The 20708-nt window shown below is 71.6% G+C and carries 18 protein-coding genes and 1 riboswitch; of the genes, 9 read left to right on the top strand and 9 right to left on the bottom strand.

What is annotated here, in order from left to right; all coding sequences use genetic code 11:
- Positions 1-50 precede the first annotated feature (50 nt).
- A riboswitch (glycine riboswitch) is annotated at positions 51-180 on the bottom strand.
- A gap of 131 nt (positions 181-311) precedes the next feature.
- Both NF681_05870 and NF681_05865 read right to left on the bottom strand, forming a co-directional pair.
- Positions 312-773, bottom strand: a complete 462-nt coding sequence (locus NF681_05870; protein ID UST54720.1) for a DUF1854 domain-containing protein — start codon at positions 771-773, stop codon at positions 312-314.
- Positions 770-3046 (bottom strand): ABC transporter ATP-binding protein/permease, encoded by a 2277-nt coding sequence (locus NF681_05865; GenBank protein ID UST54719.1) that lies wholly within the window; start codon positions 3044-3046, stop codon positions 770-772. Before NF681_05865 ends, NF681_05870 begins: the two co-directional genes overlap by 4 nt.
- 127 nt (positions 3047-3173) lie before the next feature.
- Here NF681_05865 and cphA (NF681_05860) point away from each other — a divergent pair, with 127 nt between their 5' ends.
- The 3 genes from cphA (NF681_05860) (at position 3174) to NF681_05850 (ending at position 8763) form a co-directional block, all read left to right on the top strand.
- Positions 3174-5435, top strand: coding sequence for a cyanophycin synthetase (gene cphA / locus NF681_05860; protein ID UST54718.1), 2262 nt, complete (start codon positions 3174-3176; stop codon positions 5433-5435).
- Positions 5436-5568: 133 nt separating this feature from the next.
- Entirely contained in the window at positions 5569-8202 is a 2634-nt protein-coding gene (cphA, locus tag NF681_05855; protein ID UST54717.1) for a cyanophycin synthetase, read from the top strand.
- 243 nt (positions 8203-8445) lie between these two features.
- On the top strand, positions 8446-8763 hold the full coding sequence (locus NF681_05850) for a hypothetical protein (protein UST55684.1): 318 nt from the start codon (positions 8446-8448) through the stop codon (positions 8761-8763).
- Between the two features lie 42 nt (positions 8764-8805).
- Here the strand turns inward: NF681_05850 and NF681_05845 are convergent, their stop codons facing one another.
- Both NF681_05845 and glmS read right to left on the bottom strand, forming a co-directional pair.
- Entirely contained in the window at positions 8806-9003 is a 198-nt protein-coding gene (locus tag NF681_05845) for a hypothetical protein (protein ID UST54716.1), read from the bottom strand.
- A gap of 122 nt (positions 9004-9125) precedes the next feature.
- On the bottom strand, positions 9126-11027 hold the full coding sequence (gene glmS / locus NF681_05840; protein UST54715.1) for a glutamine--fructose-6-phosphate transaminase (isomerizing): 1902 nt from the start codon (positions 11025-11027) through the stop codon (positions 9126-9128).
- Positions 11028-11170: 143 nt separating this feature from the next.
- On the opposite strand from glmS, the gene NF681_05835 reads away from it, so the two are divergent.
- Positions 11171-11653 (top strand): Lrp/AsnC family transcriptional regulator, encoded by a 483-nt coding sequence (locus tag NF681_05835; GenBank protein ID UST54714.1) that lies wholly within the window; start codon positions 11171-11173, stop codon positions 11651-11653.
- 33 nt (positions 11654-11686) lie between these two features.
- Here NF681_05835 and glmU read toward each other — a convergent pair whose 3' ends face one another.
- Together glmU and NF681_05825 are read right to left on the bottom strand one after the other, a co-directional pair.
- On the bottom strand, positions 11687-13141 hold the full coding sequence (gene glmU / locus NF681_05830) for a bifunctional UDP-N-acetylglucosamine diphosphorylase/glucosamine-1-phosphate N-acetyltransferase GlmU (GenBank protein ID UST54713.1): 1455 nt from the start codon (positions 13139-13141) through the stop codon (positions 11687-11689).
- Between the two features lie 71 nt (positions 13142-13212).
- Positions 13213-13962 (bottom strand): Crp/Fnr family transcriptional regulator, encoded by a 750-nt coding sequence (locus NF681_05825; protein ID UST54712.1) that lies wholly within the window; start codon positions 13960-13962, stop codon positions 13213-13215.
- Between the two features lie 105 nt (positions 13963-14067).
- On the opposite strand from NF681_05825, the gene NF681_05820 reads away from it, so the two are divergent.
- Positions 14068-14463 (top strand): BLUF domain-containing protein, encoded by a 396-nt coding sequence (locus tag NF681_05820; GenBank protein ID UST54711.1) that lies wholly within the window; start codon positions 14068-14070, stop codon positions 14461-14463.
- On the opposite strand, the gene NF681_05815 is transcribed toward NF681_05820, so the two are convergent.
- Positions 14453-14800 carry a DUF2917 domain-containing protein gene (locus NF681_05815; GenBank protein UST54710.1) on the bottom strand — a complete coding sequence of 116 codons (348 nt, stop codon included), beginning with the start codon at positions 14798-14800 and terminating at the stop codon, positions 14453-14455. The genes NF681_05820 and NF681_05815 overlap by 11 nt on opposite strands.
- A 130-nt stretch (positions 14801-14930) precedes the next feature.
- Between NF681_05815 and NF681_05810 the strand changes: the two genes are divergently transcribed.
- Complete coding sequence (locus NF681_05810; GenBank protein UST54709.1) at positions 14931-15914, top strand: LysR substrate-binding domain-containing protein; 984 nt, start codon at positions 14931-14933, stop codon at positions 15912-15914.
- 6 nt (positions 15915-15920) lie between these two features.
- Here the strand turns inward: NF681_05810 and NF681_05805 are convergent, their stop codons facing one another.
- Entirely contained in the window at positions 15921-16550 is a 630-nt protein-coding gene (locus NF681_05805) for a 5-formyltetrahydrofolate cyclo-ligase (protein UST54708.1), read from the bottom strand.
- A 9-nt stretch (positions 16551-16559) separates the two neighbouring features.
- Between NF681_05805 and NF681_05800 the strand changes: the two genes are divergently transcribed.
- The 3 genes from NF681_05800 (at position 16560) to NF681_05790 (ending at position 19933) form a co-directional block, all read left to right on the top strand.
- Positions 16560-18569, top strand: a complete 2010-nt coding sequence (locus tag NF681_05800; GenBank protein UST54707.1) for a lytic transglycosylase domain-containing protein — start codon at positions 16560-16562, stop codon at positions 18567-18569.
- Positions 18570-18571: 2 nt separating this feature from the next.
- Positions 18572-19099, top strand: coding sequence for an MgtC/SapB family protein (locus NF681_05795; GenBank protein UST54706.1), 528 nt, complete (start codon positions 18572-18574; stop codon positions 19097-19099).
- Positions 19100-19249: 150 nt separating this feature from the next.
- Complete coding sequence (locus tag NF681_05790) at positions 19250-19933, top strand: glutathione S-transferase family protein (protein ID UST54705.1); 684 nt, start codon at positions 19250-19252, stop codon at positions 19931-19933.
- 25 nt (positions 19934-19958) lie between these two features.
- Here the strand turns inward: NF681_05790 and NF681_05785 are convergent, their stop codons facing one another.
- Entirely contained in the window at positions 19959-20681 is a 723-nt protein-coding gene (locus NF681_05785) for an outer membrane beta-barrel protein (protein UST54704.1), read from the bottom strand.
- Positions 20682-20708 lie beyond the last annotated feature (27 nt).

The following is a 20708-nucleotide window of genomic DNA, read 5'->3' as shown; positions in this document are numbered from 1 at the left end:
GAACAGGACGAAAAGAAACGAGGAAGGGCCGGCGATCCATGCCATGGATCGCCGGCCCCACTGTCCTTTTGCCTGAGAGATTCACCGCTTCCGCCCTTCTCGGGGGACGCGGCTTGCACCTTCGGCGGCCGCTGACGCCTCGCTCGCGCGGGGGTTGCGGCACTCTCCAGTTCGATTGATGTGTCCAGTACGGGACCTGAGCGTTTCGGGGTTGCGCCTTCGGTAGTGCGGCCTCGCGGCCTCCGCTTCTCCTGGAGCCGTCGATTATGCCGGCCGCCTGCCGATCGGCCAACCCCGCGTCGCGCGCGGGGTCAGAGGAAGCGTTCGAGCAGCTTGCGCGAGGCGCGGTCGAGCGCCTTCGGATCGGGCACGCGGAACTGCAGGCCGTGGGCGCTGGCGATGAGCAGCGCGCCGCCCTCGAGCCGGCGGATGTCCTCCTCGGCCTTGAGCACGAAGCGCGTCTCGCCCCGGTCGGTGCCCACGGTCCAGGTGCTGGGCACGCTGAAGCTGGAGACGGCGTGCAGCTGCGTGAGCGTCGGGGCGAAATCGCGCGCCGCGAGGTCGGCCTCGAGCAGCTCGCGCAGGGCCGGGGGAAGCTGGTCGAGGCGCTCGATCCAGGCGCGTTCGCGCCCATCCGCGCCCACCAGCGACAGGCCCGCGTCGGCCCCGGTGAGCGGGAAGGCGCGCACCGGCACGATGCCCGCGTGGCGCACGCCCTGGGCGTCGATGAGGACGATGTGCCCGAAGGCGTCGCGTTCGAGTCGGAAGTTCATACGTCTCCGGAGGGATGTGCCGCGTGCGTGCCGAGCGCCACCGCCACCGCCACGCGTTCCTCGGTGGCGCGGTCGGTGCGCTTCTCGCTCTCGGCCTGGCGCAGCTGGGCCTGGTAGAGCCGCCAGTAGGCGCCCCGCTGCTCCATCAGCGCGTCGTGCGGGCCGACCTCCACGATCTCGCCGCGGTCCATCACCACCAGGCGGTCGGCCTTGCGCAGCGTGGACAGGCGGTGCGCGATGGCGATGGTCGTGCGGCCCTGCACGAGGTTGTCGAGCGCCTTCTGGATCTCGTGCTCGGTCTCGGTGTCGACCGCCGAGGTGGCTTCGTCGAGGATCAGGATGCGCGGGTCGATGAGCAGCGCGCGGGCGATGCTGATGCGCTGGCGCTCGCCGCCCGACAGGCCCTGGCCGCGCTCGCCCACGAGCGAGTCGTAGCCGTGCGGCAGGCGCAGGATGAAGTCGTGCGCGTGGGCGGCGCGCGCGGCCGCGACGATCTCCTCGCGCGTCGCCCCGGGCCGTCCGTAGGCGATGTTCTGCGCGATGGTGCCGAAGAACAGGAACGGCTCCTGCAGCACCAGCCCGACGTGGCGCCGGTAGTCGGCCACGGCGAAGCGCCGGATGTCGGTGCCGTCGACCTGCAGCGCGCCGTCGGTGACGTCGTAGAAGCGGCAGATCAGGTTGACCAGGGTGCTCTTGCCCGAGCCGCTGTGGCCCACCAGACCGATCATCTCGCCCGGCTCGATGGTCAGGTCGAGGTTGCGGATCACCGAACGCGAGCCGTAGCGGAAACCCATGCCCTTCATCTGGATGCGGCCCTGCACCTTCTGCAGCGGCACGGGATGGGCCGGTTCGGGCACGTTGCTCACGTGGTCGAGGATGTCGAAGATGCGCTTGGCGCCGGCCGCGGCCTTCTGCGTGACCGAGACGATGCGGCTCATCGAGTCGAGCCGCGTGTAGAAGCGCCCGATGTAGGCGATGAAGGCGGTCAGCACGCCCACCGTGATGCTGCCGCGCGCCACCTGCCAGATGCCGAAGCCCCAGACCACCAGCAGGCCGATCTCGGTGAGCAGCGACACGCTGGGCGTGAACAGCGACCACATCCGGTTGAGCCGGTCGTTGACCTGCAGGTTGTAGCGGTTGGCCTCGCGGAAGCGGTCGGCCTCGCGCTTCTCCTGGGCGAAGGCCTTGACCACGCGGATGCCGGGGATGGTGTCGGCCAGCACGTTGGTGACCTCGCTCCAGACGCGGTCGATCTTCTCGAAGCCGGTGCGCAGGCGGTCGCGCACGAAGTGGATCATCCAGCCGATGAAGGGCAGCGGCACCAGCGTGACCACCGCCAGCAGCGGATTGATCGACACCAGGATGGCGGCGGTCATGACGATCATCAGCACGTCGGTCAGGAAGTCGAGCGCGTGCAGCGACAGGAAGACGTTGATGCGGTCGGTCTCCGAGCCGATGCGCGCCATCAGGTCGCCGGTGCGCTTGCCGCCGAAATAGTCCAGCGGCAGGGTCAGCAGGTGCTCGTAGGTGGTGGTGCGCAGGTCGGCGCCGATGCGCTCGGACACCAGCGCCAGCAGGTAGGTGCGGGCCCAGCCGAGCGCCCAGCCCGCCAGCGCCGAGGCCAGCAGGGCCGACAGGAACAGCGCCACCTTCTCGAAGGCGATCTGCTGGCCGTTCTGGAACGGGATCAGGATGTCGTCCATCAGCGGGATGGTCAGGTAGGGCGGCACCAGCGTCGCGGCGGTCGAGGCGAGCGTGAGCAGGAAGCCGCCGATGAGTTGCTTGCGGTAGGGCCTGGCGAAGCGCCCGAGGCGCAGCAGCACCCAGGTCGAGGGCGGCGCCGCGGCCTGGCGCGAGGCCGGCAGCGCGGCGTCGTCCTCGGCCGCCGCCGGGGCCGCGGCGCCCGCGACCTGGCGCTCGAAGCGCTTGAGCAGGGCCAGCGCGTCGGCCTGGTGCGCCAGCGTGTAGCGCCAGCGCCCGAGCCGGCCGCGGGCGTCGGTCAGGTCGAAGGTGCCGATGCCGGCGTGGTCGCTCAGGTGCAGTGCCAGGCCCTCGCGGGCGAGTTCCCAGTCGCGCCACGTGCCGTCGGATTCGCGTGCCAGGAGCCGATGGTCGGTGAGCGCGAGCAGACCGTCGGCGAAATGCAGCCGCGCGTCGAGGTCAACCGTCAGGCGCGCCAAGACGTTTTCCAACCTCGTGAGCTGGCCTTCCAGCCCATCCGGCGCCACTTCTGCCCTGCCCTCCCGGGATTCGACTGGATCGTGATGTTGCATTGTGTTTCTGTCTCTCTGACCCCGGGCAAACCGCCCATTGGCCTGCACCGGGCTTCGATTCTGAGCCATTCCCATGGCCGCCATTGAATCCGCCCGCGTGCCTGTCCCAGGCACTTCGAACGCTTCCATGACCCGTTTCGACGACATCCGACTGACCCGCATCCGCTACCTGCGCGGGCCCAACCTCTGGACCTACCGGTCGGTGCTCGAAGTCTGGCTCGACCTGGGTCGCCTGGAAGACTTTCCCTCCAACCTCATCGACGGCCTGACCGACCGCCTGACGAGCCTGCTGCCGGCGCTCGTCGAGCACCACTGCGGCGTCGGCGAGCGCGGCGGCTTCATCCAGCGCCTCAACGAGGGCACCTGGGCCGGCCACGTGCTCGAGCACGTGGTCATCGAGCTGCTCAACCTCGCGGGCATGCCCACGGGCTTCGGCCAGACCCGCGGCACCTCGCGCCACGGCGTCTACCGGATGGTGTTCCGCGCCCGCGACGAGCAGGTCGCCCGGGCCGCCCTGGCCGAGGGCCATCGCCTGCTCATGGCGGCGATCAACGACACGCCCTTCACCACGGCGGACGTGCAGGCGGCGGTCGACGCGGTGCGCGGCAAGCTGGAGGACTGCTACCTCGGCCCGAGCACGGCGGCCATCGTCGCGGCGGCCACCGACCGCGGCATCCCGCACATGCGCCTGAACGACGGCAACCTCGTGCAGCTGGGCTACGGTGCGATGCAGCAGCGCATCTGGACCGCCGAGACCGACCACACCAGCGCCATCGGCGAGTCCATCGCCAGCGACAAGGAGCTCACCAAGTCGCTGCTGCAGGGCTGCGGCGTGCCGGTGCCCGAGGGGCGCGTGGTGGCCGACGCCGAGGAGGCCTGGGAAGCGGCCGAGGACATCGGCCTGCCGGTGGTCGTCAAGCCCTCGGACGCCAACCACGGGCGCGGCGTGTCGCTCGAACTCACGACCCGCGAGGAAGTGGTCGCCGCCTTCGCCGTGGCCGAGCCGGAGGGCAGCGACGTCATGGTCGAGCGCTTCGTGCGCGGCCACGAGCACCGCCTGCTGGTGGTCGGCGGCCAGGTGGTGGCGGCGGCGCGCGGCGCCTTCGTCACCGTCACGGGCGACGGCGTCTCCAGCGTCGCGCGGCTCATCGACAGCCAGCTCAACAGCGACCCCCGGCGCGGCGCGCTGGAGGAATTCCCGCTCGACTTCATCGACCTCGCGACCGACGCCAAGCTGCAGCTGGAACTGCGGCGCCAGGACCTCGACGGCGACGCCGTGCCGGCCGCCGGGCGGGTCGTCACCATCCAGCGCAACGGCAACCTCGGCGCCGACTGCACCGACCTGGTCCACCCCGAGGTCGCGCACGCCGCCGTGCTGGCCGCGCGCGTGGTCGGCCTGGACATCGCCGGCATCGACCTGGTGGCCGAGGACATCGGCCGGCCGCTCGCGGCGCAGCGCGGCGCGATCGTCGAGGTCAACGCCGGGCCGGGCCTGCTGATGCACCTGAAGCCGGCCGTCGGCTCGCCGCGCCCCGTGGGCCGCGCGATCTGCGACCACCTGTTTCCCGAGACCGGCGACGACGCCCTGGCCGGCCGCATCCCGGTGGTCGGCGTGGCCGGCTCGCGCGACACGGCCGTGCTGGCGCGCCTGGTGGCGTGGCTGATCGGCCTGAGCGGCCGCCACACCGGCCTGGCCTGCCGCGACGGGCTGTTCCTGGAGCGCCGCCGCGTCGACGCGCGCGACAGCGCCCACTGGGAGGCCGGCCACCGGCTGCTGGTCAACCGCGCCGTGCAGGCGGTGGTGATCGAGAACGGCGCGCAGACGATCCTGCGCGACGGCCTGGCCTACGACCGCTGCCAGGTCGGCATCGTCAACGACCTCGACGGCTTCGCCGGACTGGCCGAGTTCGACATCACCGAGAGCGACCAGCTGGTGCGCGTGCTGCGCACCCAGGTGGACGTCGTGCTGCCCGGCGGCACGGCCGTGCTCAACGCGGCCGATCCGCGCGTCGCCGCGCTGGCGCCGCTGTGCGACGGTGACGTGATCCTGTATTCCGAGGACGAGCGCGCCACCGCCCTGGCCGCGCACCGCGAGGCCGGCGGCCGCTCGGTGCTGATCCGCCAGGACCGCGTGGTGCTGGCCACCGGCGGCGGCGAGTCGTTCCTGCCCGGGCTGGGCCGGCTGACCGTCTGGCGCGCGACCCACGTCGGCGTGAGCCTGGAGAGCCTGCTCGCGGCGGTCGCCGCCGGCTGGGCGCTGGGGGTTCCGCTCAACCTGATCGGCGCCGGCGCGGAGGCCTTCGAGGCCGACCTGCAGGCGGCGCTGGCCTCGCTGCAGCTGTCGCAGGCCGTGCCTTCGTCCGAGGCGCCCGTGCGCCAGGTGGCCTGAGGGCGCGGACGCCCCTGCGCCCACTCTTCCGCCCGCCCCCGCCGCCCCCACGCGCGCCGGCCTTCCACGCCCGTCCTCCTCCGGTCGCCCCGCGCCTTCCCTCTTCGTCTTTCCAACCGCCAACGCCCACGCCATGGAAGTCACCCGCATCCGAGCCCTGCGCGGCCCCAACCTCTGGAGCCGCCACACGTCCATCGAGGCGGTCGTCGCCTGCCATGGCGACGAGAACACGGTCGGCCGCCTCGACGGCTTCGAACGGCGCCTGCGCGCGCTCTTCCCGACCATCGGCGAGCTGCACCCGACGGTGCTGGGCCAGCCCCTCTCGCTCGCCCACGTGCTGGAGAACGCCGCGCTGGCGCTGCAATCGCAGTCGGGCAGCGCGGTGATGTTCGGCAACACCACGCGCACGCTCGAGGACGGCGTCTACCAGGTGGTGGTGCAGTACGCCGAGGAGGCCGTGGGCCGCCGCGCGGTGGCGCTAACCGCCGAGCTGATCGCCGCCGCGCTGCGCGAGGACGGCCAGTTCGACACCCGCGCCGCGCTGGCCGAGCTGCGCGACCTCGACGAATCCGAGCGGCTGGGCCCGAGCACCGGCTCGATCGTCGACGCCGCCACGGCGCGCGGCATCCCCCACCGGCGCCTCACGCGCGGCAGCCTGGTGCAGTTCGGCTGGGGCGTGCGCCAGCGCCGCATCCAGGCGGCCGAGGTCGACAGCACCAGCGGCGTGGCCGAGGCCATCGCCCAGGACAAGGAACTCACCAAGCAGCTGCTCGACGCCGCGGGCGTGCCCGTGCCGCGCGGGCGGCCCGTGAGCGACGCCGACGACGGCTGGGCGGCGGCCCAGGAGATCGGTCTGCCGGTGGTGGTCAAGCCGCAGGACGGCAACCAGGGCAAGGGCGTCACGGTCAACATCGTCACGCGCGAGCAGCTGAACGCCGCCTTCGCCTCGGCGGCCGCGCACGGTGAGGTGATGGTGGAGAAGTTCCTGCCCGGCTTCGACTACCGGCTGCTGGTGGTGGGCGACCGGCTGGTGGCCGCCGCCCGGCGCGATCCGCCGCAGGTGATCGGCGACGGCACGTCCACCGTGCGCGAACTGGTCGACACGGTCAACCTCGACCCACGACGCGGCGAGGGGCACGCCACCTCGCTGACCAAGATCCGGCTCGACGACATCGCCATCGGCCGCCTGGAGGACCAGGGCCTCGCGCCCGGGAGCGTGCCCGCGCTCGGCCAGCGCGTGGTGCTGCGCAACAACGCCAACCTGTCCACCGGCGGCACCGCCACCGACGTGACCGACACGGTGCATCCGGAGGTCGCCGCGCGCGCGATCGACGCCGCGCAGATGGTCGGCCTGCACATCTGCGGTGTCGACATGGTGTGCGAGAACGTGCTGCGACCGCTGGAGGAGCAGCACGGCGGCGTGGTCGAGGTCAACGCCGCGCCCGGCCTGCGCATGCACATCTCGCCGTCGTTCGGGCGTGGCCGCGCGGTCGGCGAAGCGGTCATGGACACGCTCTACCCGCCGGGCGACGAAGGCCGCATCCCGGTGGTGGCGGTCACCGGCACCAACGGCAAGACCACCACCGCGCGCCTGATCAACCACCTCCTCGCGGCCGGCGGCCTGGTCACCGGCATGACCAACACCGACGGCGTGTGGATCGACGGCCGCCAGACCGACAGCGGCGACTGCAGCGGCCCGAAGAGCGCGCGCAACGTGCTGCTGCATCCGGACGTGGAGGCGGCGGTGTTCGAGGTCGCGCGCGGCGGCGTGCTGCGCGAAGGCCTGGGCTTCGACCGTTGCGAGGTCGCGGTCGTGACCAACATCGGCAGCGGCGACCACCTCGGCCTCAACTACATCACCACCGTCGAGGACCTGGCGGTGCTCAAGCGCGTGATCGTGCGCAACGTCGCCGAGCGCGGCTTCGCGGTGCTCAACGCCGCCGACCCGAACGTCGCGGCGATGGCCCCGTCCTGCCCCGGCGCCACCATCTTCTTCGCCGCCGATCGCCAGCATCCGGTGATGGCCACGCACCGCGCCCAGGGCAAGCGCACCGTCTACGTCGACCGCGACACGCTGGTGGCGGCCGAAGGCTCCTGGCGCGAACGCGTCGCGCTGCGCGACGTGCCCATCACCCGCAACGGCACGCTGCCCTTCCAGGTCGAGAACGCGATGGCCGCCATGGCCGCGGCCTGGGCGCTGGGACTGGACTGGGACACGATCCGCAGCGGCCTGGCCAGCTTCAAGAACGATGCCGCCGGCGTGCCGGGGCGCTTCAACCTGATGACCTACCGGGGCGCCACCGTGATCGCCGACTACGGCCACAACACCGACGCCATGAAGGCCCTGGTGGCCGCCGTCGACACCCTGCCGGCCCGGCACCGCTCGGTGGTCATCAGCGGCGCGGGCGACCGGCGCGACTGCGACATCCGCGACCAGACCGCCATCCTCGGCGAGGCTTTCGACGATGTCGTGCTCTACCAGGACGCGGCACAGCGCGGGCGCGCCGACGGCGAGGTGATGGCGCTGCTGCGCCAGGGCCTGGCGGGCGCCGGCCGCACGCGGCGGATCGACGAGATCCGTGGCGAGTTCGCCGCCATCGACATCGCCCTGGAACGGCTGCGGCCCGGCGATCTGGCGCTGATCCTGGTCGACCAGGTGGAGGCGGCGCTGGCCCACCTCGCCGCGCGCATCGCGCAGGCCGAGCCGGCCCCCACCGGCATGGCCGGTGCGGCCGAAGGGGCCGTCGCCGCGATGCCGGCCGCCTGAGGAGCGCGCACCGCCAGGAAAGGCGCCTCGTCCGGCATCGCCGCCCGGGCCGCCGACCTACGTTCGGGGACTTCTTCCCCGCACGCGCGACCGGTGCTCCGTCAGGTGCCCGTGACCGCGATGGGAACGCAGCCGATCGCGGCGGCCGTCCGGCCGATGCGGTCTTTCCTCGATCACCTACCTGGAACCGACATCATGAAAAACACGTTTCGCTCTTTGGGTCTGGCATGCGTAACCGGCGCCATGCTGCTGGCGGGCGCGCCGTCCTGGGCCCAGACCGGGCAGATCGCCTGCGACGGCAAACAGCAGGATCGGGAGGCCTGCCTGCGCGAGGCCGGCGCCGCGCGCCAGGAAGCCCAGCGTGGGGGTCTGAGCACGCCCGCGGCGGGCGTCGAGGACCGCAACGCGCTGGCGCGGTGCCAGAACCAGCCGGTGGCCGATCGCGCCGACTGCGAGGCACGGATCAAGGAGACGGGGCGGACTTCCACGCAAGGAAGCGTCCTGGGCGGTGGCGTGATCCGGGAGACCGTCACGCCCGTGCCCGCTGCGCCCGGTCGGTGAGGCGCGAGGCGGTCCGGTGGACCGCTGGCGCCCGGGAGACGCTCAGGCGCGGGAGTCGATCACGGCATGGGCGATGGCCACGACGGCCGTCGTCATCGCGCGTGCCCTGGGAGCCCACAGGTCGGCGACGAACTGCGACGCGTCGCCCTGCGAGGTGTTGATGCTGCCAGCGCGACCGCCCGTGGCGATGAAGTCGAGCATGTCGGCGTAGTCGTCGCTGTCCAGGTGAAGTGTTTGCATTCGTCGATCGTAGTGCGCACCGGCGCTCATCCAGTCATCAAAGGATGATTCAGATAGACGGACGGTCGCAATTGTTCACGAATTGTCAACTGAATGTCAACCATCTCCCCGCGTGCCGCCGGTCACTCGACGGTGACGCTTTTGGCCAGGTTGCGGGGCTTGTCGACGTCCGTGCCGCGCGCGCAGGCGGTGTGATAGGCCAGCAGCTGGAGCGGGACCACGTGCAGCAGCGGCGACAGGGCACCGTAGTGGCCCGGCATGCGGATCACGTGCAGGCCCTCGCCGTTGCCGATGTGGGTGTCGCTGTCGGCCAGCACATACAGCACGCCGCCGCGGGCCCGCACTTCCTGGAGGTTGCTCTTGAGTTTTTCGAGCAGCGCGTCGTTGGGCGCCACGGCCACCACGGGCATCTCGCTCGTCACCAGGGCCAGCGGACCGTGCTTGAGTTCGCCCGCGGCATAGGCCTCGGCATGGATGTAGGTCACTTCCTTGAGCTTGAGCGCGCCTTCCAGGGCGATCGGGTAGTGCAGCCCGCGGCCGAGGAACAGGGCGTTCTCCTTGCGGGCGAAGTCCTCCGACCAGCCGATGATCTGCGGCTCCAGCGCCAGGACCGCCTGCAGCGCGACGGGCAGGTGGCGCATCTGCCGGAGGTAGGCGGCCTCCTCCTCGTCGCCCAGGCGCCCCTTGGCCTGGGCGAGCGCGAGCGTCAGCAGGAACAGGCCGGCGAGCTGCGTGGTGAACGCCTTGGTCGACGCCACGCCGATCTCCACCCCGGCGCGGGTGATGTAGGCCAGCTTGCACTCTCGCACCATGGCGCTGGTGGCGACGTTGCAGATCGTCAGCGTGTGTTCCATGCCCAGGCTGCGCGCGTGCTTGAGCGCGGCCAGCGTGTCGGCGGTCTCGCCCGACTGCGTGATCGTGACGACCAGGGTGCGCGCGTCGGGCACGGAATCGCGATAGCGGTACTCGCTCGCGATCTCGACCTGCGTCGGGACCTTGGCGATGCCTTCGAGCCAGTACTTGGCGGCGCAGCCGCTGTAGTAGCTGGTGCCGCAGGCGAGGATCAGCACGCGGTCGATCTCCTTGAAGACACGGTGCGCGCTCGCGCCCGTCGCGCCGTCCTGCCCGATGCCGTCGAACAGTTCCGGCACGATGCCCTCGACGCCTTCGAGCGTGTCGGCGATGGCGCGCGGCTGCTCGAAGATCTCCTTCTGCATGTAGTGGCGGTAGGGGCCGAGCTCGGCCGCGCCGCTGTGCGCCTGCACCGTGCGCACCGGGCGTCGGGCGGCATCGAGCGGCCGGTGCGCGCGGTCGACGATCCAGTACTTGCCCGGCTGCAGGTCGACGACGTCGCCCTCCTCCAGGTAGACGATCCGGTCGGTCACGCCCGCCAGCGCCATCGCGTCGCTGGCGAGGAAATTCTCGGTGCCGTCGGCCCCGACGCCCAGGATCAGCGGCGATCCGGCGCGCGCCCCGATCACGCGGTGCGGCTCGTCGCGGCCGATCACCGCGATGGCGTAGGCGCCGCGCAGTTGCAGCACGGCGGCCTTGACGGCCTCGAACAGGTCGCCGTCGTGGAGGCTGTCGACCAGATGGGCGATGACCTCGGTGTCGGTCTGGCTCGTGAACACGTAGCCGCGCGCCTCCAGGCCGGCGCGCAACGCCTCGTGGTTCTCGATGATGCCGTTGTGCACCAGCCCCACGCGGGCCTGGCGGACCGTGCCCGTGTCGTCGCCGGCCGCGACCCCCGGGCCCAGGCTGAAGTGGGGATGCGCGTTGTGGACGGCGGGCGCGCCGTGCGTGGCCCAGCGCGTGTGGGCGATGCCGGTCAGGCCCTCGACGTGGTCGTCGCGCACCTGCGCGACGAGGTCGGCCACCCGCGACGTCGTGCGCGTGCGGGTCAGCCCGCCCGCGTGCACGGCGACGCCGCACGAGTCGTAGCCCCGGTATTCGAGCCGCTGGAGGCCCTGCACGAGGACCGGGACGATGTTGCGATGGGAAGCCGCGCCGACGATGCCGCACATGAAGGACCTGCCTGGGAGAGTTGAAGCTGAACGGACGATCCTAGAGGGCGCCCATCGAAGCATGGTTCCGTTTTTGCGACTTTGAGGAAATAAAATTCCACACCAGGAACCCGAAGAATTTTTATTTCAGAAAATGTCGAATCATGGAATCCATCCAGCTCGATCCCATCGATCTTCGATTGCTCGACGCCCTGCAGCGCGATGCGTCGCCCACCAACCAGCAACTCGCCGCCAGCGTCGACGTCTCGCCGCCGACCTGCCTGCGCCGCGTGCAGCGGCTGCGCGCGGCCGGTCTGATCGAACGCGAGATCGCCGTGCTGTCGCCGGCCCGCCTCGCGGCGGTGCGCGGGCATGGCCTGGAGGCGGTGGTGGAGGTCTCGCTCGACCGGCAGGACGATGCCAGCCTGGCGGCCTTCGAGTCCCGCGCGAGCGCCGATGAGGCGGTGCAGCAGTGCTACCGGGTGTCCCCGGGACCGGATTTCGTCCTGATCGTCGCGGCACGCGACATGCCGGGCTACCTGGCGCTCTCGCAGCGGCTGTTCAACGCCGATGCGAACGTGCGCAACGTGAAGACCTTCTTCAGCCTGAAGCGCGCGAAATTCGAACCCCGGGTGCCGCTGGACTGAGCGCGCCGCCGCCGCTGCAACGCCGCCGGGCCGCTAGCGCGGCGTCTTCGCGGGACGCTTCCAGTTCGCGAAGCTCACCTGGCGCGCGCGCGAGACCGTCAGGCTGCCGGGCGCGGTGCTCTTGTTGACCGTCGAGCCGCCGCCCACCGTGCCGCCCGCGCCGATCTCCACCGGCGCGATCAGCACGCAGTTGCTGCCGACGTGCACGTCGTCGCCGATGACGGTGCGGTGCTTGTTGGCGCCGTCGTAGTTGGCCGTGATGCTGCCGGCGCCGTAGTTCACCCGTTCGCCGACCGTGGCGTCGCCCAGGTAGGCCAGGTGGTTGGCCTTGGCACCGGCGGCCAGCGTCGAGTTCTTCACCTCGACGAAGTTTCCGATGTGCACGTCGGCCCCGAGCCGGGCGCCCGGCCGCAGCCGGGCGAACGGACCGATGCGCGCGTCGGCGCCGACGGTGACGCCGGCGCGCTCGCCGTCGATGTGGGTGAACGGATGGACGATCGCGCCGGCCTCGATGCGCGCGTCGGCGATCACGCAGTTCGCGCCGATGCGCACGCCTTCGCCCAGGAAGACGGCACCCTCGAAGACGCAGTTGACGTCGATCTCCACGTCCGTCTCGCACGTCAGCGTGCCGCGCAGGTCGAAGCGGGCCGGATCGGCCAGCCGCACGCCCCGGGCCATCAATGCCTCGGCCTGGCGCGACTGCAGCGCGCGTTCGAGCGCCGCGAGTTGCGCCGGGCTGTTGACGCCGGCGACCTGGGCGGCGTCGTCGATGCGGTGGGCCACCACCGGCACGCCATCGGCCACGGCGAAGCCGACGACGTCGGTCAGGTAGTACTCGCCCTGGGCGTTGGCGTTGCCGATGCGTGCCAGCCAATCCCGCAGCAGGTGCGCCGGCGCGGCCATCACGCCGCTATAGACCTCGCGGATGGCCCGCTGGGCCGCGTCGGCGTCCTTGTGCTCGACGATCGCCAGCACCCGGCCTTCGGTGCCGTCGGCGGCCACCGGCGCGCGCACGACGCGGCCGTAGCCGGCGGGATCGTCGAACGCGATCGTCAGCAGCGCCAGCCGCTCGCCGCCGCTCGCCTCGACCAGCGCGCGCAGGGCCGGCTCGCCGATGAGCGGCACGTCGCCCGAGAGCACCAGCACCGTGCCGTCGTCGGGCAGCAGCGGCATCGCCTGCTGCACGGCATGGCCGGTGCCCAGCTGGGGCATCTGACGCGCGAAACGCAACCCGGGGCCCTGCGGCAGGGCCGACAGGGCCGCCTCGACCGCCTCCGCGCCATGGCCCGTCACGACCACGACGTGCCGGCCGCCCAGGCGCGAGGCGGTGTCCAGCACGCGCGCCACCAGCGCCTGGCCGCCCAGGCGGTGCAGGACCTTGGGCAGACGGCTCTTCATGCGCGTGCCCTTGCCGGCGGCCATGACGATGGCATCGACCGGACGAGCGATCGCGCAGGTTGCCGGGACGGGATTCTCTGGGTGGCTCATGGATCGGGGAAGCGGAGGTTGGGGTCGCCGGATTCTCGGCGAATTGCTTCGTCGCGCCCCGGCCGCGCGCCCTAGATCAGCGGCACCCGGCGCAGGGGCCGCTCGAAGTAGTCGCCCAGCGTCTGCAGCGCGTGGGGCTCCAGCAGCCGCAGCAGGCCGTCCTCGATGCGGTGCAGTCCGAGCCCCTGGAGCCGTCGCAAGGTCTTGTTGGTGTGCACCAGCGAGAGTCCCAGCGCGTCGGCGATGTGCTGCTGGTTGAAGGGGAACGGCACGCCGCCGTCGCGCGTCATCCCGAGGCGCTCGGCACGGCGGTAGAGATGCATCAGCAGCATGGCGATGCGTTCGGGCGCATTGCGCCGGCCGTTCGTCACCAGGTTGTCGTCGAGCATCTTCTCCTCGCGCGCCGCCAGCCAGGTGATGTCGTAGCCGATCCTGGGCTGCGCGTGGAACAGCTCCCAGAGCCGGTCGCGCTCGAACACGCACAGCGTGGCGTCGGTGGCGGCCTCGACGCCGTGGGTCTGCCCTTCGGCGAACTCGTCCTGCAGGCCGATGAAGTCGCCCGGCAACAGGAACGACAGGATCTGGCGGCGGCCGTCGCTCAGGGTCTTGTAGCGGAAGGCCCAGCCGCTGTAGAGCGTGAAGATCCACGCGCTGCGCCGGTGCTCGTCGACGATGGCGCCGCCCGCGACCACCGCGCGGGTGCCGTGGCGGAACGCCTGAATCGTGCGGAGTTCCGGGTCCGCCACCCCGACGAACGCCGGATTGGCGCGCAATTCGCAGGCATCGCAGGAGGGAGGGCAGACAGGGGCTTCGGCACGCATGGATGTCTTCTTTCGCGTCCGACTATAGGAGGCACGCCCATGTCTTTTGACATTTGCACGCTGGCGACGGCTCCCTACACTCGCCTGCCCTTGACGCCGAGCGCCATGTCCACCGTCCACGAAATCCTCTATTGCAGCGTCCTGGCACCGGACCAGCCCCCCGGCATCGTCGGGCGCATCGTCTCGCAGGCGCGGGCGCGCAACACGCAGCACCGCATCACCGGCCTGCTGGTCTTCGACGGCTTGCGGTTCTGCCAGCATGTCGAGGGCGCGCGCGACGAGGTCGGCGCGCTGATGCGACGCATCGCGCACGACCCCCGGCATCACGCGGTGCGCGTGGTCTACGAAGGGGCGCGCGCCCAGCGCCGCTACCAGCGCTTCGATCTGGGCTTCGCGCAGAGCGAGGGGGCCGACGACATGGCGGGCATCCACGACCTCCGGGGCCAGGCCGCCCTCGACCGCTTCCTGCTGCTGCGCCCGGGCTTCGACATCAGCGGCTGAGCGCCACGGGCGACGCCACGGTCCAGGCGCAGTCGGCGCCCCGCCCGTCCCAGGCTTCCATCACGACGCGCTCGCCGGCTTCCAGCGACAGCGTGTCGCCCGGCCCCAGCACGAGGTCTTCCGTGGCCCGGCGGCGCGTCGCGTCGCGCGTCGCCCAGAGCCGGCCCCGGGTCACCCGCAGCACGCCGGCACGCCCGGCCCGCAGGCTCTTCGCCTGGCCGGGAACCAGCGTCAGCGCTTCGGCGCGTGGCGCCGCGGCCGCGCCGGACGCCATCGGCGACGGCGACCGGGACACCGGCGAGTCGGACGACGAGGAAACGAGGACGGCGCTGGACATGAGAGAACTCCTAAGTGGCTTGAAAGGCATCGCATCGACGCGCTTCGGGAATGAATGATCGCGTCCGACCCATTGGCGGTCCAATGAATTGGGCCTACGCTACTGATTCGATTCCCGCATCAATCCATCCATGCAGTTCTCCCAGACCCACCTGCGCACGCGCCCCATCGCCGCCGGCCAGCTGCGCGCCTTCGAGGCCGTGGCGCGCCACCTCAACTTCCGTGCCGCCGCCGACGAGATGGCCCTCACGCAGTCCGCCGTCAGCCGCCAGATCCAGGCCATCGAGGAGGACGTCGGCGTCGTCCTGTTCCTGCGCCACACGCGGGCGGTGGAACTCACCTCCGCGGGTGCCCAGCTGCTGCTGGCGGTGCAGCAGGCCCTGCCGCGCATCGACGGCGCGGTGCGCCAGATCCGCCAGAGCGCGGGCCGCCAGAGCGTCTCGCTCACCACCTTCGCCTCGTTCGCATCGATGTGGCTGATCCCGCGCCTGGAGGCGTTCCAGCGCGAGCAGCCCGGCATCGACATCCGCATCGACGCGAGCGACGCGGCCGTCGACCTCGACGTCGCCGATGTCGACATCGCGCTGCGCTACGGCCCGCGCGAGCACATGCCCCCCGGCGCGCTGCGGCTGTTCGGCGAGACGCTCACCCCGCTGGCGAGTCCCTGGCTGCTCAAGAGCAGCCCGCCGATCCGGGAACCCGCCGACCTCGCCGCCTTCACCCTGATCGAGGCCGGCGACGCCCACCGCACGCACCTCGAGTGGCTGACGTGGCGGCGCTGGTTCGAGCGCCACGGCGTGACGCGCGCCCAGCCCAGGCGCTGGCTCTACTTCAACTACGCCTACCAGATGGTGCAGGCGGCCCTGACCGGCCAGGGCCTGGTGCTCGCGCGCAGTTCGCTCATCGCCGAGAGCCTGGCCAACGGCGACCTGGTCGAGGTGCTGCCGCGCCACCGCATGGACTCGCCCATGGGCTACTGGCTGCTGGTGGGCCCGCGCAACGCCCTGCGCCCGGAGATCAAGGCCTTCTGCGAATGGCTGCAGGAACAGGCCCGCGTCACGCGCGAGACGATCGGCGAGGTGCCCGACCCCGACACGATCGACGACCTCGACTGAGGCCGCTCAGCCCACCGGCCAGACGACGCCGTTGTCGTTGAGGATGGCGTCCAGCGGCAGGTCGTGCGCCTCGGGCTCGTACTCGTCGAGGAAGCCGTGCGTGAAACCCAGGCCGACCGTGAACGGCCGTGGCGACAGCGCCGCCAGGGTGCGGTCGTAGAAACCGCCGCCGTAGCCCAGCCGGTAGCCGCCCGCGCTGTAGCCCAGGCAGGGCACGAACAGCAGGGTCGGCACGATGAGCTCGGTGTCCTTGGGCTTGGGGATGTCGTAGGCGTCGTTCTCCATCGGACAGCCCGGATACCACGAGTGGAAGCTCAGCGTCTTGCTCACGCGGTCGACCACCGGCAGGCCGATGCGGCGACGGTGCGGCTCGTCGAGCAGCTCGCCGTCCTCCTTCCAGCGGTGCAGCGCCGGCAGCGGATCGAACTCGCCCTTGATCGGCCAGTAGGCGCCGATCACGGTGTCGGGCCGGCCGACCAGCCAGATGCGCATCACGCGCTGGAGCAGGTCCGCGCGCCGCTCCCGGTCGGGCAGTCCCAGGCGCTGTTCGATCAGTGCCGCGCGCAACTGAGACTTGAGGAAGGCCGCGGTCTGCGCGCGGCCCTCGTGTGCGTTTCCATCGTGTGCCTTGTCCATAATCCCCCGATGCAGTTCCCAAGCATTCTGGCATCCCGGCGCCTCGCTCCCTTGTCCCTGGCCGGCGCACTCGTCCTCGCCTTCGCCTCGCTGCTCCAGCCGGCCCGGGCCCAGGACGCCTCCGACGACACGCTCCTCCAGATGCGCCAGGCGTTCCAGCGCGGCGACAAGGCCCGCCTGTCGGCGCTGCTGCCGCAGGCGCGCGGCCATGCGCTCGAACCCTGGGCCGCCTACTGGGAACTGAAGGCGCGGCTGCAGGAGGCGGGCGCGCCCGAGGTGCAGGATTTCCTCTCGCGCTACGCCGGGACCTACCAGGAGGACCGGCTGCGCAACGACTGGCTGCTGCTGCTGGGCCAGCGCCGCGACTGGGACGGTTTCGCCGGCATGCATCCGCTCTACCGCATGCGCGACGACGCGCAGGTGCGCTGCTACGCGATCCTGGTGGACATGCTCAGGACCGGCGTCGGCACCCGCGCCCAGGCCGACGAGGTGCGCGACCTGTGGCTGCGCCAGCGCGAGGCCGAGGACGGCTGCCTCACGGCCGCCGACCGCCTCGTCGCCGCGCGCCTGATCGCCCCGGAGGACGTCTGGAAGAAGGCGCGCCTGGCCATCGAGGCCAACCGGCCGCAGGCCGCGCGCGACGCCATCGCGCTGGTCGCGCCCGAGGCGCTCGCGACCTTCGCGCAGGTCAACGCCAGCGCGGGCAAGTTCCTCGCCGGCGCCGTCATGGCCGCCTCGACCGAACGCAAGGAGATGGTGGTGCTGGCGCTGATCAAGGTCGCCATCGCCGATGCCGACACGGCCGCCGGGCTGCTCGACGGCAAGTGGGGCCTGATGCTCAAGCCGGAGGAGCGCAACTGGGTCTGGGGCGCCATCGGGCGGCAGGCCGCGACCAAGCTGTCGCCGCTGGCCAACACCTACTACGCCAACGTCACGAAGAACGCCGACCTGTCCGACGACATGCTCGGCTGGAAAGTGCGCGCCGCCCTGCGCGCCGGCCAGTGGAAGGACGTCCAGGCCGCCGTCGCGGCGATGGGCGAAAGCGCCCGCCAGGACCCGACCTGGGTCTACTGGCACGCCCGCGCGCTCGACGCCCTGGGCGGCGACGAGCGGCGCGCCCAGGCCCGCGTCCTGCTCGAAGGCATCGCCGGCACGCGCGGCTTCTACGAGATGCTGGCGCAGGAGGACCTGGGCCGGCCCATCGTCGCGGCCCCGCGCCCGGCGCCGCTCACGGCCGAGGAGCGCCAGGCCGCCCGCGCCAACCCGGCGCTCGCGCGCGGCCTCTACGCGATCTCGATCGGCCTGCGCGCCGATGGCGTGCGCGAGTGGAACTACGCCACCAGCCTGCACGACAAGGGCGGCCTGGGCGACCGCGAACTGCTCGCGGCCGCCGACCTGGCCTGCCAGCGCGAGGTCTGGGACCGCTGCATCAACACCAGCGAGCGCACCCGCGACGTCATCGACGTCCAGCAGCGCTTTCCGATGCCCTTTCGCGACACGGTGCTGCGCAAGAGCCGCGACATCGGCCTCGACCCGGCGTACGTCTACGGCCTGATCCGCCAGGAGAGCCGCTTCATCATGGACGCCCGCTCGGGCGTCGGCGCCTCCGGGCTGATGCAGGTGATGCCGGCGACGGCGCGCTGGACGGCCAACAAGATCGGCCTCGCGGGCTTCACGCCCAACCAGATCAACGACCGCGAGACCAACATCACGATCGGCACCAGCTACCTCAAGCTGGCGCTGGACGACTTCGACGGCTCCATGGCGCTCGCCGCGGCCGCCTACAACGCCGGCCCGGGCCGCCCGCGCGCCTGGCGCAACGGTCCGGTCATGGATGCCGCCATCTGGGCCGAGAACGTGCCGTTCTCCGAGACCCGCGACTACGTGAAGAAGGTGCTGGCCAACACCACCAACTACGCCGCGCTCATCACTGGCCAGCCGCAGTCGCTGCGCGCGCGGCTCGGGCGGGTCGGCCCGCGCGACGCGCGCGAACCCGAGCCCAACCGCGACCTGCCCTGACGATGCGCTGGCTCGACGAGGTCGGCGACACCGTCGCGGCCGAGTTCTCCGACTTCGGCGACGTGGCCCAGATCACCCGCATCGTGGTGCGCCTCGGGCTCGCGGCCCTGCTCGGCTTCGCGCTGGGCTTCGAGCGCGAGCAGCGCGGCAAGGCCGCCGGCATCCGCACGCACATGCTGGTGGCCATCGGGTCGGCGCTGTTCGTGCTGGTGCCCCAGAGCAGCGGCATCGTCGCGGCCGACATGAGCCGGGTGATCCAGGGACTGATCGCGGGCGTCGGTTTCCTGTGCGCGGGCACCATCCTCAAGAGCGGGCGCGAGGAACAGCAGGTCCAGGGCCTGACCAGCGCGGCCGGCCTGTGGACGACCGCCGCCATCGGGATGGCCTGCGGGCTGGGCCGCGAGATGATGGCCCTGTTCAGCACCCTGCTGGCGCTGGCGGTGCTGGGGCTGATGCCGCGCCTGGTCGGCCTGGTCGAGCGCGCGCTGGGCGACCCCGGGGACAAGCCGAGGACGCCGCCGCAGCGCTGAACGCGCCGGGCCACCCGGCGGGCGCATCGCTCATCAATCGACGCGGGCTTCGGCATCAATCGATCCGCGCCGCTTCGCTAGCATCCGGGTGGCCGTCCCGATCGATGCCGATCGCGGCACCCGATCCACCCGCCCGGAGACTTTCCCGCCATGCGCCAGCTCTACATCGGCAACAAGAACTACTCTTCCTGGTCGATGCGCCCGTGGGTGCTGATGAAGCAGGCCGGCATCGCGTTCGAGGAGGTGCGGGTGCGCTTCGACTCGTTCGCCCCCGGCTCGGCGTTCCGCCGCGTGGTCGACCCGCTCAACCCGGCGGGCACCGTGCCCGTGCTGGTCGACGACGGCCTCGCCGTGGCCGACACGCTGGCGATCTGCGAGTACCTGGCCGAGACGCATCCCGGGCTCGCCCTGTGGCCGGCCGACCGCGCGCGGCGCGCCCAGGCCCGTGCCCTGTGCGCGGAGATGCACGCGGGTTTTCGCGCACTGCGCGCGCATTGCGGCATGAACATCGAGGCCGATCTGTCGACGCAGGGCCGCATCGTGATGCGCGACCAGCCCGGCGTGCGTGCCGACCTGGCACGCATCACGGGCATGTGGAGCGGGTTGCTGGCCGCGCACGGCGGTCCGATGCTGTTCGGCGACTTCGGCATCGTCGACGCCTACTACGCGCCGGTCGCCACCCGGATCACGACCTACGCCCTGCCGGTGCCACCGGACGTGGCGGCCTACGTCGAGCGGGTGCTGGCGCTGCCGGGCGTGCGCGCCTGGATAGACGACGCCCTGGCCGAGCACGACTTCGTCGACTTCGACGAGCCCTACCGCGCGGCGCCCTGAGGGCGCCGGCCGCGTTTGCGGACGCTCAGAAGCGGTAGGTCACCGCGGCGTAGGTGACGATCGGGTCGAGCTTGAGGCGCGCCTCGCTGGTGCCGATGGTCGCGCCGTTGGCCGCGCGCGTGGTCAGCGTCGCCGTCGTCTTCAGCGGGATGTAGGACACCGACAGCGACACGCCCCAGTGGCGGTCGAGCTGCCAGGACACGCCGGCGTTGAAGACCGGCGCGAAGGACTTGTCGAGCTTGGCCGTCGTGCCCGACGTCCCCGGGGGGCGGCGCAACTGGCCGCCCACGGCGTTCTGCAGGCCGTCGGAGAGGTTGACGTCGCTGTACCAGACGTAGGTGGCGCCCAGTCCCAGGGACAGGCGGATCGGGTCGGCGCCGTTGCCGAAGTAGTACTTGCCCAGCACGGTCGGGCTCCACTGCCTGGCCTGGCCGATCTCGCCCAGGCGCGCGAGCGTGCCTTCGCCCTGGAGCTTGAACTTCGGCGGCACGCCCAGCACGCCTTCGACCGCCCAGTTGCTGTCGGCGAAGTAGATGGCGCTCAGCCCCAGCGTGCTGGCGCTGTCCACGCCCGAACCCGAGCCCGGGATCTCGGCGCGCACCGGGGACGTGAAGGTCAGGGGCTTGCTGGAATCCTGCGGCGCGAAATGCAGCCAGCCGGTGCCGACGACCCAGTCGCCAGCCTGCTGGGCCATGGCGCCGGACGCGCCCAGGGTGAGAACGGCCAGTGTGCAGAGTGATTTCTTCATGGTGTGGATCGGAGGGAAGGAAGCAGG

The organism is Comamonadaceae bacterium OTU4NAUVB1 (assembly GCA_024372625.1).
Taxonomy (GTDB): Bacteria; Pseudomonadota; Gammaproteobacteria; order Burkholderiales; family Burkholderiaceae_C; genus Variovorax.
The sequence above is the reverse complement of the archived record's forward strand: the minus strand, read 5'-3'. Positions and strand labels throughout refer to the sequence as shown.